General features: G+C 65.2%; 13 protein-coding genes. 9 read left to right on the top strand and 4 right to left on the bottom strand.

Going from position 1 to position 11,924, the window contains the following annotated elements; translation table 11 throughout:
- Nucleotides 1-87 precede the first annotated feature (87 nt).
- The 8 genes from RHPLAN_RS04915 to RHPLAN_RS04880 all read left to right on the top strand — a co-directional run bounded on the left by RHPLAN_RS04915 (nucleotide 88) and on the right by RHPLAN_RS04880 (nucleotide 7,338).
- Nucleotides 88-1,374: an NAD(P)/FAD-dependent oxidoreductase gene (locus tag RHPLAN_RS04915; RefSeq protein WP_068014349.1), complete on the top strand. Its 1,287-nt coding sequence runs from the start codon at nucleotides 88-90 to the stop codon at nucleotides 1,372-1,374.
- Nucleotides 1,371-1,829, top strand: a complete 459-nt coding sequence (gene soxX, locus RHPLAN_RS04910; protein ID WP_442971806.1) for a sulfur oxidation c-type cytochrome SoxX — start codon at nucleotides 1,371-1,373, stop codon at nucleotides 1,827-1,829. Before RHPLAN_RS04915 ends, soxX begins: the two co-directional genes overlap by 4 nt.
- Before the next feature lie 148 nt (nucleotides 1,830-1,977).
- On the top strand, nucleotides 1,978-2,403 hold the full coding sequence (locus tag RHPLAN_RS04905) for a SoxY-related AACIE arm protein (RefSeq protein WP_084244326.1): 426 nt from the start codon (nucleotides 1,978-1,980) through the stop codon (nucleotides 2,401-2,403).
- Nucleotides 2,403-2,726, top strand: coding sequence for a thiosulfate oxidation carrier complex protein SoxZ (gene soxZ, locus RHPLAN_RS04900; protein WP_068014346.1), 324 nt, complete (start codon nucleotides 2,403-2,405; stop codon nucleotides 2,724-2,726). Before RHPLAN_RS04905 ends, soxZ begins: the two co-directional genes overlap by 1 nt.
- Entirely contained in the window at nucleotides 2,723-3,511 is a 789-nt protein-coding gene (soxA, locus tag RHPLAN_RS04895; RefSeq protein WP_068014343.1) for a sulfur oxidation c-type cytochrome SoxA, read from the top strand. Before soxZ ends, soxA begins: the two co-directional genes overlap by 4 nt.
- Complete coding sequence (locus RHPLAN_RS04890) at nucleotides 3,508-4,893, top strand: amidase (protein ID WP_068014341.1); 1,386 nt, start codon at nucleotides 3,508-3,510, stop codon at nucleotides 4,891-4,893. Before soxA ends, RHPLAN_RS04890 begins: the two co-directional genes overlap by 4 nt.
- A 28-nt stretch (nucleotides 4,894-4,921) precedes the next feature.
- Complete coding sequence (locus RHPLAN_RS04885) at nucleotides 4,922-6,232, top strand: MmgE/PrpD family protein (RefSeq protein WP_068014334.1); 1,311 nt, start codon at nucleotides 4,922-4,924, stop codon at nucleotides 6,230-6,232.
- Nucleotides 6,233-6,345: 113 nt separating this feature from the next.
- On the top strand, nucleotides 6,346-7,338 hold the full coding sequence (locus RHPLAN_RS04880) for a Bug family tripartite tricarboxylate transporter substrate binding protein (RefSeq protein WP_068014332.1): 993 nt from the start codon (nucleotides 6,346-6,348) through the stop codon (nucleotides 7,336-7,338).
- A gap of 83 nt (nucleotides 7,339-7,421) precedes the next feature.
- On the opposite strand, the gene RHPLAN_RS04875 is transcribed toward RHPLAN_RS04880, so the two are convergent.
- From RHPLAN_RS04875 to RHPLAN_RS04865, 3 genes are all read right to left on the bottom strand, one after another.
- Entirely contained in the window at nucleotides 7,422-8,474 is a 1,053-nt protein-coding gene (locus RHPLAN_RS04875) for an alpha/beta fold hydrolase (RefSeq protein ID WP_068014330.1), read from the bottom strand.
- 84 nt (nucleotides 8,475-8,558) lie between these two features.
- Nucleotides 8,559-9,002 (bottom strand): organic hydroperoxide resistance protein, encoded by a 444-nt coding sequence (locus RHPLAN_RS04870; RefSeq protein WP_068014328.1) that lies wholly within the window; start codon nucleotides 9,000-9,002, stop codon nucleotides 8,559-8,561.
- Between the two features lie 43 nt (nucleotides 9,003-9,045).
- Complete coding sequence (locus RHPLAN_RS04865; protein ID WP_068014322.1) at nucleotides 9,046-9,867, bottom strand: SDR family NAD(P)-dependent oxidoreductase; 822 nt, start codon at nucleotides 9,865-9,867, stop codon at nucleotides 9,046-9,048.
- 134 nt (nucleotides 9,868-10,001) lie between these two features.
- Between RHPLAN_RS04865 and RHPLAN_RS04860 the strand changes: the two genes are divergently transcribed.
- Entirely contained in the window at nucleotides 10,002-10,952 is a 951-nt protein-coding gene (locus RHPLAN_RS04860; protein ID WP_084246428.1) for a LysR family transcriptional regulator, read from the top strand.
- 38 nt (nucleotides 10,953-10,990) lie between these two features.
- Here the strand turns inward: RHPLAN_RS04860 and RHPLAN_RS04855 are convergent, their stop codons facing one another.
- Entirely contained in the window at nucleotides 10,991-11,917 is a 927-nt protein-coding gene (locus RHPLAN_RS04855) for an ABC transporter substrate-binding protein (RefSeq protein ID WP_068014321.1), read from the bottom strand.
- Between the last annotated feature and the right edge of the window lie 7 nt (nucleotides 11,918-11,924).

Here is an 11,924-nt window from a genome sequence, read left to right as displayed (position 1 = left end):
CACCCTGAGGTGCCCGCCGCAGGCGAGCCTCGAAGGGCGACGGCCCGGGGCCGCATCCTTCGAGGCTCGTTTGACTCGCACCTCAGGATGACGGATCGAGTGCAGAGAACTCGGCGACAGTTCTTGAAGTCTGCTGCAGCGATTGGTGCGGCGACGGCGTGCTTTAAGCCGGCGCTATCGCAAGGCGCAGGCCCGCGCGTGGTCATCATCGGCGGTGGCTTTGGCGGGACGGGATGCGCCCGCGCGCTGCGCAATGCCGACCCGAAGATCAACATCACACTCATCGAGACCAATGCGACCTACACGGCGCCGCCGCAGAGCAACGCCGTGATCGCGGGCCTGATGGAGCTCAGCCATCAGGAGTTCGGCTACGACAAGGTCAAGGCCGCCGGCATCGACGTGATCAATGCCGCGGCGACTGCCGTCGACCCCGAAAAACGGACGGTGACTCTCGCAAACGGCGCGACGCTCCTCGCCTACGACCGCCTGGTGGTCTCGCCCGGCATCGATTTTCGCGCGGGCTTCGTGCAGGGCTACGACCGCGCCGCCGCCGAGACGATGCCGGCCGCCTTCAACAACGCCGCCGAGATCATGGTGCTGCGCCGCCAGCTCGAAGCCATGGCGGACGGCGGCACCGTCGTCGTCACCTCGCCGGTCAATCCGGCGCGCTGCCCGCCCGCGCCTTACGAGCGCGCCAGTCTTATTGCCCACTATTTGAAGACGCGGAAGCCGCGCTCCAAGGTGATCGTGCTCGACCAGAAAGAAAACTTCACCATGCAGAAGCTGTTCGAGGCGGCATGGCAGGAGCTCTATCCCGGCTTAATCGAGTGGGTCGGGCTGTCGAACGGCGGCGCGCTGAGCCAGATCGAGGCTTCGAGCAAGACCATCTCGACCGACTTCGACAAATACCAGGCCGCGGTCGCGAGCATCATCCCGACGCAAACGGCCGGACGCGCCGCCGACCTCGCCCACGTCGCCGACCGCACCGGCTGGTGTCCGGTCGATCCGCTGACATTCGAATCGAAGCTGCAAAAGAACATCCACGTGATCGGCGACGCCGCGATCGCGGGCGCGATGCCGCGCTCGGCGTCGGCAGCGCAATCACAGAGCCGGATTTGCGCCGCGGCGATTGCGGCGCTGTTCGGAGGCAAAAGCCCCGAAGCGCCGACGCTGACCAGCTCGTGCTACAGCCTGATCGCGCCGGACTACGCGATCTCGCAGCGCGGGACCTATCGCCCGGCCGACGACCTGTATGCCGAATCCGGCCCCGGCGTGATCATCAGCCCGCAGGATGCTCCGCGCTCGCTGCGCAAGGACGAGGCCGATCAGGCCGACGCCTGGTTCCGCACCATCACCGGCGAGACCTTCGGATGACCGGCCGCGGCGCACTTGCAATGGCCCTTGTTGTGCTGGCCTGCGCGCCCGGCGCCGCGCAGGACTCCACGGCTGCGGCGCTGGTGCCTTACGCCGTGGTGGGCGACGCCATCCCGAAGTCGCTGACCGGCAAGCCCGGCGATCCGGCGAACGGCCGGGCCATCGTGGTCAAGCGCGAGAACACTTGTTTGCTGTGCCATTCAGGCCCATTTCCAGACCAACGCTTCCAGGGCGATCTGTCGCCCAGCTTGGGCGGCACCGGGTCGCGCTGGTCGGAGGGCGAATTGCGGCTGCGCATGGTCGACGCCTCCCGGCTCAACCCCGCGACCATCATGCCGTCGTTCTACCGGATCGACGGTCTGACCCGCGTGGCGGCGAACTTCCGCGGCAAGCCGGTGCTGACCGCGGAGCAGATCGAGGACGTGGTGGCCTTTCTGATGACGCTGAAGGATTAGGATGATGGCTCAACTCCCTCCGCAGTCATTCCGGGGCGCTTGCGAAGCAAGCGAACCCGGAATCCAGACGCAGACACCGAACTCGCGTCTGGATTCCGGGTTCGCGCCTTCGGCGCGCCCCGGAATGACCGCGGGAGCAAGCCGTCGCATGTTTTTGGCCGGAGCCGGCGCCATGCTGATCGTGCGGCCCGCGATTGCGACACCGGCCTCGATGGCCGCGGCGATCCGCGAGATCACCGGGAACGCCGAAGCGAAGCCCGGCAAGATCAAGCTCAACATCCCGCCGCTGGTCGAGAACGGAAACTCGGTCGCCATCACGGTCTCGGTCGACAGCCCGATGACCGCGACCAATTACGTCAAATCGATCCACGTCCTCACCGAGAAGAACCCGCAGTCGAACGTGATCAGCGCCAAGCTCGGGCCGCGCTCCGGCAAGGCCGAGATCTCGACGCGCATCCGGCTCGCCGACACGCAGTCGGTGATCGCGATCTGCGAACTGTCCGACGGCACGTTCTGGTCCGACAAGGTCGACGTGATCCTGACGATCAGCGCCTGTCTGGAGGATCCGGTCTGATGGCTGCCCGCACCCTCATCAACGTTCCGGCCAAGGCCAAGCGCGGCGAGGTGATCGCGATCAAGTCGCTGATCTCGCACATCATGGAAAACGGCTTCCGCCACGACAACACCGGCAAGCCGATCCCGCGCGACATCATCACCTCGATGGTGTGCACCTACAACGGCGAAGAGATTTTCAACGCCACGCTCTATCCGGCGATCTCGGCGAACCCGTTCATCACCTTCTATACGGTCGCGACCGAGAGCGGCACCATCGCGTTCAAGTGGACCGGCGACAACGGCTTCGTGGCGGACGCCTCCGCGAACATCACAGTCGAATGAGCGCTGCCGCTGTCCTGCGACGGCTCGCGCTGGCCGCCATCCTGGCAGCCCCGTTCGTCACAGCTCGTGCTGAAATCCCGCTGAACGAGCGACGCTCGGGCTATGAGGATATGAGCGCCGACAACAAGGCGATGCAGGACGACGACACCGCCAATCCGGCCATGCTGTCGGTGCTCGACGGCGAAGCGCTGTGGCAGGCGAAAGCCGGCAGCGCCAGAAAATCCTGCGCCGACTGCCACGGCGACGCGGCGGAGAAGATGAAGGGCGTCGCGGCGCGCTATCCGGCCTTCGACGACAAGCTCGGCGGTCCGGTCGACCTCGAGCAGCGCATCAACCTCTGCCGTGAGCGCCATCAGAACGCGACGCCGTTCACGTTCGAGAGCAAGGAGATGCTGGCGCTCACCACCTATCTGGGCCTGCAATCGCGCGGCGAGCCGATCGCGCCGCCGAACGATCCGCGGCTTGCGCCGTTCATCGAGCAAGGCCGCGCGATCTACAACCAGCGCCAGGGGCAACTCAACCTCGCCTGCGCCCAGTGTCACGACGACAACTGGGGCAAGAGCCTCGCCGGCAACAAAGTGCCGCAGGCACATCCGACCGGCTATCCGATCTACCGCCTGGAATGGCAAAGTGTCGGGTCATTGCAGCGGCGGCTCAGGAACTGCATGATTGGGATGCGCGCCGAACCCTATGCGTTCGGCTCGGCGGAACACGTGAATATGGAGCTGTATCTGATGTGGCGAGCACGCGGAATGAAGGTCGAAACCCCGGCGGTGCGGCCATGAACGATCTCAGCATGCGCTCCCACAAGCTGCGGGGCTATGTCTCGCACGGCGCCGACCTGCGCTCGGGCAAGCTCAGCCCCAAGACCTATCTCGAAGAGACGCTGAGCAAGATCACGCAGCTCGACAAGAGCATTGGCGCTTTCGTCACGGTCAACCGCGACGGCGCCCGCCAGGCCGCCGAGGATTCGGCCAAGCGCTGGGCCAACGGCAAGCCGCTGTCGCCTATCGATGGGATGCCGGTCGCGATCAAGGATATCATCGAGACCGCCGACATGCCGACCGGTCAGGGCTCCCCGATGTGGGAGGGCACCGACTGGAAGCGCGACTCCGCGAGCGTGCATGCGCTGCGCGAAGCCGGCGCGGTGATCATCGGCAAGACCACCACCACCGAGTTCGCCTCGAGCCATCCGTGGCACAAGACGCAGAACCCGCACGATCCGAAGCGCACGCCGGGCGGCTCGTCGAGCGGCTCGGCCGCGGCGGTCGGCGCCGGCATGGTGCCGGCTGGGCTCGGCACGCAGGTGGTCGGCTCGATCCTGCGGCCCGCGAGCTTCTGCGGCGCGGTCGGCTTCAAGCCGAGCGTCGGCGCGATCAACCGGAGCGGCTCGCACGATCACTTCAGCCAGAGCTGCCAGGGCGCCATCGGCGCGACGCTGGCCGACACCTGGGCGGTGCTGCGCGCGATCGCCGACCGCGCCGGCGGCGATCCGGGCTTTGTCGGTCTCACCGGCGACGTCGATTTCAAGACGCGCACCAGGCCCGGCAAGCTCGCCATTGTCGAGACGTATGGCTGGAAGCACACCAGCGAAGGCGGACGCAAGGCGTTCGCCGCCGCGAAGCAGCGACTGCAGACGGTCGGCATCGAACTGCTCAGCCGCGCCGACGATCCCGACATCGAGGCGGTCGACCAGTCGCTGTCGGAGGCGATGGACCTCACCATGTCGATCAACGCGTGGGAGGGCCGCTGGCCGCTCAACACCTATTCGGACATGGACCCGACCAAGCTCAGCCAGTCGGCACGCGACCGGCTGCTTGCCGCCGAGAAGATGACGCAGAAGCAGTTCGGTGAATTGCTGGCGCGGCGCGAAGCGGTGCGCGCAACCTGGGCCAAGGCCGCAGCGAAATACGACGCGCTGATCACGCTCGGCGCCTGCGGTGCGGCTCCGGTCGGCCTCGGCACGACCGGCAACACGGCGATGAACGTGTCGGCGTCGCTGCTCGGCTGTCCGGCGCTGACCATCCCGGTGCTGGCCGACGAAGGCCTGCCGCTCGGCTTGCAGCTGCTCGGCCGCGCCAACGACGACGCGGCGCTGTTCGGCGTGGCGAGCTGGATCGCGGCCGAAGGGTTGAGCCGGCCGGATCTGGTCGGCACGGTGGCCTGACCATCGACAGCACCATCGGGGACTTCCCATGGATGGCTCCGATGTGAGGCCGACACTGGCGGAAGCCGTTTCCTGGTTGTCGCGTTGCGAGGCGCTCCCTCACGACGTCGAAACCAAGGCGCGGCTTCTGCTGCTCGACACTTTCGGATGTCTGGTCGCAGGGCTCGGTCATCCGGAAGTCCGGCGATTCGGCCAGGCTCTGCGTTTCGCCTTTCCGGGCGATACCACATGGCCTGGGTCCGACATCAAGCTGGGGCTGTCGGGCATGGCGGCGCTCGGCGCTGCCGCTGCATGCTGGGACGAAGCCTGCGAAGGCCACGCGCCGTCGCACGGCCGTCCGGGCCTGCCGGTCGTGCCTGCGCTGCTGGCGCTCGCCGCGAGCCATGAGATCACGCTGAGCGATCTGCTGCTGGCGTTAGCGACCGGCTACGAGATTGGCGCACGCGCCGGCGAGGCGTGGCGCATTCCGGCCGGCTGGCATGTGGACGGGAGCTGGCATTCGCTGGGCGTCGCCGCCGCCGTGGCGCGCATGACGGGCGGCCCCGCTCGTATCGGGCCCGCGATCGAAGCGGCGGCCTGCCAGATTCCGGCGAGTCTTTATCTGCCGATCACCGCCGGATCCGTGCTGCGCAACACCTATCCGGCGCACGCGGTGCTGCTCGGCATCATGGCGGCGGCCGCGGCCAACGCCGACTTCGCAATGCCGCACGGCGCGCTGGAGGAAGCGCGACGCCGCGTGCTGCAGGCGCCCAGCACGGCGGCTGTCACACTGGCCGGCCGGTGGACGATCCTCGATGGATATCTCAAGCTCTATGCCGCTGTGCGACACACGCACTATGGCATCGAAGCGGCCCTGCGGCTTCGCAGACGCCCCAATTTTTCCGTCCGGAAAATCAACGCGATCAAGCTCGATGTCTATCCGGAGGCTGTGCAGTATTGCGGCAACCGCGCGCCGCGCACCGCAATCCAAGCGCAATTCAGTCTGTCCTACGCGATCGCTGCCGCGCTGGTGATAGGCGACCTCGGCCCTGAAGCCTACGCAGACGTCGGCAGTCCGACCATCACGCGGTTGGAAAGCCTCGTGACCGTCGAAGCCAACCCGATGCGTATTCAGCGCAGCGCCCAGCTCTCGATCGATCTCGACGGGACGATCATCACGGAAAGCATCGACGACATCCCGGGCGATGCGTCAAATCCCACGAGAATGGATCAGGTTGTCGCGAAGTTCCGACGCTATACTGAACCGGCGTTGGGCCAGCAGCGGGCGAAGGCCCTCATGTCCTTCATCCTCCATGGCGACAGCACCAAACCCGCACGACGGTGCCTTCTGGACGGCTAGAATATGATTGGCATCACTAGCTAGAATCGAATGTGTAGCCCTGGGTCCCCGCTTCCGCGGGGACCCAGAACCGAGAAGTCAGAACCTTCAATTCGAGTGATCGGACTCCAACGATGAAACGGCCAGAACAATTCCAGCATTCGCGCCGGGCGTTGCTCGGCGCAGCGCTTGCGATGCCGTTCATCGGCACGGCGCGGGCGCAATCTTATCCCTCGCGCAATCTGCGCGTGATCGTTCCATTCGCGGCCGGCGGCCCAACGGATGTCCTGACCAGGATCGCGGCCGAGCGGGTGAGCCCGGCCCTCGGCCAGCCGCTCGTCGTCGAAAGCCGGACCGGGGCCGGCGGCAATCTCGCCGGCGAGTTCGTCGCGCGCAGCGAGGCGGATGGCCACACGCTTCTGGTCGCAGGCCAGGCGATCCTCGCCATCAACAAAGCGCTCTACAAGAAGCTCAACTACGATCCGGCCACCGACTTTGCCTTTGTCGGCATGCTGGGCGTGATCGCCAATGTGCTGCTGGTCAATCCGGCCGCAGTCCCCGTGAACTCAATGGCCGAGCTGGTTGCGCTGGCCAAACAGAAGCCCGGTGCGATCTCCTACGGATCGAACGGCGCAGGCTCCCTCACCCATCTGACGACGGCGATCCTGGCGCATCAAGCCGGCGTGCAGCTTCTTCATGTGCCGTATCAAGGCGCGGCCCCTCTGATGACCGACCTGATCGCCGGACGGATCGGCATGGCGTTCACGGCGACATCGGCCGCGCTGCCGCTGGTGCAGTCGGGGCAGTTGCGCGCGCTGGCGGTGACCACCGGCCAGCGGAGCCGCTTCGCCCCGAATGTCCCGACCCTGGTCGAAAGTGGGTTTCCCACGCTCAACGCGCCGGTGTGGTTTGGCGCGGTGGTGCGGGCCAGCACGCCAGCGCCTGTCGTTTCGAGGCTCCGCGCCGAATTCGACACGGTGATCAAGAGCGAAGGCTACTCGCAAGCCCTCGAGAAGCAGTTCATGGAGGTGATGCGCGTGCCGCCCGAATCCTCCGAGCAATTCCTGTCGGCCGAGCGAGCGCTCTGGAGCGACGCGGTGAAGCTGACAGGCGTCTCGCTGGATTGAGCGGCGGCATTCACCGTGTGAGGCACACCGTCTTGCCTTGCTCAGTGTCCCCCGCGCTTGACGCGGGGGCGCATACGATGTGATCAGCCGACATCGATGATCGCGTCGACGAATGCCTTCGGATCCTCCTGAGGCAAATTGTGGCCGATACCGCCCTCGACCTGACGGTGCTCGTAACGGCCAACGAATTTCTTGGCATAGGAAGCCGGGTCCGGATGCGGTGCGCCGTTGGCGTCGCTCTCCAGCGTGATGGTGGGCACCGTGATCGACGGAGACTGGGCCAGCCGTTTTTCGAGGTCGTCGTATCTCGGTTCGCCCGGCGCCGCGCCGATCCGCCAGCGATAGTTATGGACGACGATGTCGACGTGATCCGGGTTGTCGAACGACGCCGCGCTGCGGGCGAAGGTGGCATCATCGAATTGCCACTTGGGCGAGGCAATCTTCCAGATCAGCCGGTTGAACTCATTCCGGTTCTTCTCGTAGCCGGCGCGACCGCGCTCGGTGGCGAAATAGAACTGGTACCACCATTCGAACTCAGCCTTGGGCGGCAGCGGATTCCGGCCGGCCTCCTGGCTGCCGATCAGATAGCCGCTGACGGCGACCAATCCCTTGACGCGCTCCGGCCAAAGCGCTGCGACGATGTCGGCGGAGCGCGCGCCCCAGTCGAAGCCAGCGAGCAGCGCCCGATCAATCTTCAGCGCGTCCATGAAGGCGATCGCGTCGGATGCGAGCGCAGCGGGCTGGCCGTTGCGGAAGGTGTCGTTTGAAAGGAACCGTGTTGCGCCATAGCCGCGCAGATACGGAACGAGCACGCGATAGCCGGCCGACGCCAGCATCGGCGTCACATCGGCAAAGCTGTGAATGTCGTAAGGCCAGCCGTGCAGCAGGATAACCGGCGGACCATCGGCCGGCCCCGCTTCGGCATAGGCGACGCTGAGAACACCGGCGTTGACCTGTTTCAGCGGGCCGAGCGACGTGTACGTGCCTGGCTTGACGATGGCCGGCTTCTTGATCGGTGACTGACCAGCAGCCGGCTTCAGAAAGCCGAGTTGGGCGGCCGCAGCGGCCATTACGGAAGCGCCGAAAAACCAACGGCGGCCGCGATCGATGTTCTCGGTGGCGATGGGGGCGCTCATGATGTGTCTCCAATATCAGTTTCCGGCGCGCGTGTTGATATGGATGGCCGGCTGGCGCGGGAAGCACGCCAGCCGGAGACAGTCTCAGACGACATTGTACTCGACTTCGACGTTGCCGCTGACGGCCTTCGAGTACGGGCATACCTTCGAGGCCGCGTTGACGAGTTCTTGTGCGACGCTCCGCTCGACGCCTGGGATGGAGACGTTGAGGCGCGCACCGAGGAAGAACTCGCCGCTGTCGAGATGAAGATCGATTTCGGCGTCGATCGCCAGGTCGGCCGGGAGCGTCACTTTCTTCCGCTGAGCCACCAGGCCGAGGGCGCCTTCGAAGCAAGCCGACCAGCCCGCGGCAAACAGCTGCTCCGGGTTGGTGCCGGGCCGTTTCGAGCCGGGAGGCGAGATCTTGATGTCAAGCTGCCCGTCGGAACTGCGCGCCACGCCCTCCTGGCGGCCGCCCGTGGTATGGGTCTGCGCCGTGTAGATCACCTTGTCCGTAGGACTGGCGACACGTTGTGCAAGTGCAGTCATGGTCTTTCTCCTTTGATGTACTCAGGTTGCAAGTTGGATGAGTTCAGGCGCTGAGCCGCTGGTGCTTGGGCATGTTGTAGCGAGGCGCCGGAATTGCGTTCGAAAGCTTGCCGGACATGGCGAGGCGCGCTGTTTCGTAACGCTCCCATTCCGCCTTATTCTCCAGCGCGGGGATGGTCACGGTCTCGCCGAGGTCGAGCCCTGCGAGCGCTGCATCGACGAGATCGTCGACCGACATCACGATCTGCGCCGGCAACTGGTGAACCGGCTTGCCGGCGGCGTCCCAGAATTCAGTCGCCGTGGCACCCGGTAGCACCGCCTGCACGCGGATTCCCTTGTCGCCGAGTTCTCGGACGAGCGTCTGATTGAAAGCGAGAACGAAGGCCTTGGAGCCGCCGTACACGCCGTTCAACAACTCCGGCTCAATCGCAACGACCGACGAGATGTTGATGATCGTACCATTGCGGCGGGCCACGAAGCCCGGGACCGCCGCGTAGATCAGGCGCGTCAGCGCGGTGACGTTGAGGCGGATCATGTCTTCCATCTTGTCGACGTCGGAGTCGACCAGCGGAGCGACGGCGCCCAGCCCCGCATTGTTGACCAGCGCGGTGATGCCGGCGTTGGTCCGCAAGATATCCTCGACACGATACAGGTCGGCCGGAACGGTCAGATCGGCTTGGACAGTCTCGACCTTGCGGCCAGTGTCGTTGCTGAGCCGACGCGCCAGCGAAGCGAGGCGTTCCCTGTTGCGAGCGACCAGGATCAGGTCGTAGCCGCGCTTGGCGAGACGGTCGGCATAGGCCGCGCCGATGCCTGACGATGCGCCGGTGATGAGGGCGATGCCCTTGGTTTCGATTGACGTCATGTTCTGTCTCCTGAGGTCCGTTCGAAGCTTTGAAACGGCCGCGGCCGTTGTTTGCAGCACGTATCTAGACCCTTCCGAAATTGACGGGTATCTGCGATATTTGAGATATTTCCTTCCAAAAAATGGAAATGATCATGGATCGTCTGGATGCGATGTCGGTTGTTCTGGCGGTGGCCGAGGCCGGCAGCCTGTCGGAAGCGGCGCGCCGGCAAAAAATGCCGCTGGCGACGGTCAGCCGGAACGTCTCAGAACTCGAAGCGCACCTTCAGGCCAAGCTGTTCAATCGCTCCAGCCGCACGCTGATGCCGACCGACGCGGGCCGCTCCTACATTGCGGCGGCGAAGCGCATCCTTGGCGATGTCGCCGAGGCCGAGCGTACCGTCTCCGGCGAGTACACGAAGCCGCGCGGCGACTTGATCATTTCCGCGCCCGTCGCGCTCGGCCGCCTCTACCTGCAGCCGATATTGGCGGAGTTTCTGACAGCGTATTCGGAAGTTGACGTTCAACTGGGCCTGTCGGATCGAGCGAGCAATCTGCTGGAAGAGCACATCGATGTTGCGCTTCGCATCGGTGCGCTATCCGACAGCAGCCTGATCGCCGTGCGTATCGGTGAAATTCGGCGGGTGGTTTGCGCAAGCCCCGAGTATCTGAAGATGCGCGGCACGCCGAAAACACCCGATGATCTCTCCGCTCATGACTGCATCAGCTATGCGCCCCTGCAATCGCCCACGCTGTGGAGGTTCAAGCGCGACGAGACCGACTATGCCGTGCCGGTGCGGTCGCGGCTCATCGTCAGCAATCTCGAATCGGCCTGCGATGCCGCGCGTTTCGGTGTCGGCGTGACCATGGCGTTTTCGTACCACGTTGCGGAGTCGGTCAAGTCCGGAACGCTGATGCCGTTGCTACAGGATTTTCAGCCGCCACCGCTGCCCGTAAGCTTTGTCTACTCGCCCAACCGCTTCATGCCGGTCAAACTGCGCGCTTTCCTCGATTTTGCGGTGCCGCGCCTCAAAGCGCGACTCGGCGATTTGCCGAGCGGTATCGCACCGGCATCAAGGTCGCCGGGCCAAGCCCGGCGACGATAGCGGAGTGTGGGCCGACAGCGTGCGCCAGCGCGTTGGCATCAAGCCTTCCACAGACTGGCGAACTGCGTCGCCACCACGTCTTCGTAATTGCCGAGACCCTTGGTCAGGCCGACGGTCTGCACGAACTTGCACATGCTGTCGAACGTGCCCTTCGAAATCGTCGGATCGTAGTACGGCAGATCGCGCTCGATCAGCGTCGCGATCAGGCTCGCCTCGAAAGGCGGGAACCACTTCTCGCCGACCTTTGTCGCGCGCTTCGGATCGGCCTTCAGCGCCTTCTGGGTGTTGATCAGCGCGCGCACCGCGGCCGCGGCCTTCTCGGGCTCCTTCTCAACCAGATCGGCGCGCGTCGCCAGCACACCGAAGGTGTAGCCCTTGAGTCCGGGCGGGCCGTCGCCGCGACGCGCATCGAGCACCATGGTGCCGATGCCGCGCTTCACCGACACCTCGGAGCCCATGCCGTTGGCCCAGAAGCCGTCGATCTTGCCTTCCTCCATGGCCTGCGCCGCGTTGACGCCGAACGAGACGCCCGCCGGGTTCGAAGGCATCGGCGGCGGCGCGATCTGCACGTTGTCGCGCTTCGGATCGATGCCGCACTCCTTGAGAAGCTCGATCAGGCCGATATCGATCAGCGGGGCGGCGCCGATCCTCTTGCCTTTGACCGCCTGGATGTCACCGCGCTTCACCTTCAGGGCGGCGCTCATGATCAGGAACCAGTAGGTGTTCTGTGCCAGCGCGCCCAGGAACTTGACGCCCTTCCACTCGGGAAACGCAGTCGGCGCCGAATGCGACGAGCCGGCGACAAAGTCGGCCTTGCCGTCGCGCAGCGCCTCGTAACATTTCTGCACCGGGTAGATCAGTTCGAGCTCCGCATCGAGGCCTTCTTCCTTGAAGAAGCCCATTTCCACCGCTGCGATCGCCGGGAAGTACGAGTTGGAGACGAGATCGGGAATGACGACTTTCATTTTCTAC

The organism is Rhodoplanes sp. Z2-YC6860 (assembly GCF_001579845.1).
GTDB lineage: Bacteria > Pseudomonadota > Alphaproteobacteria > Rhizobiales > Xanthobacteraceae > Z2-YC6860.
Note: the sequence above shows the minus strand (reverse complement) of the source record. Positions and strands in the feature narration are given on the sequence as shown.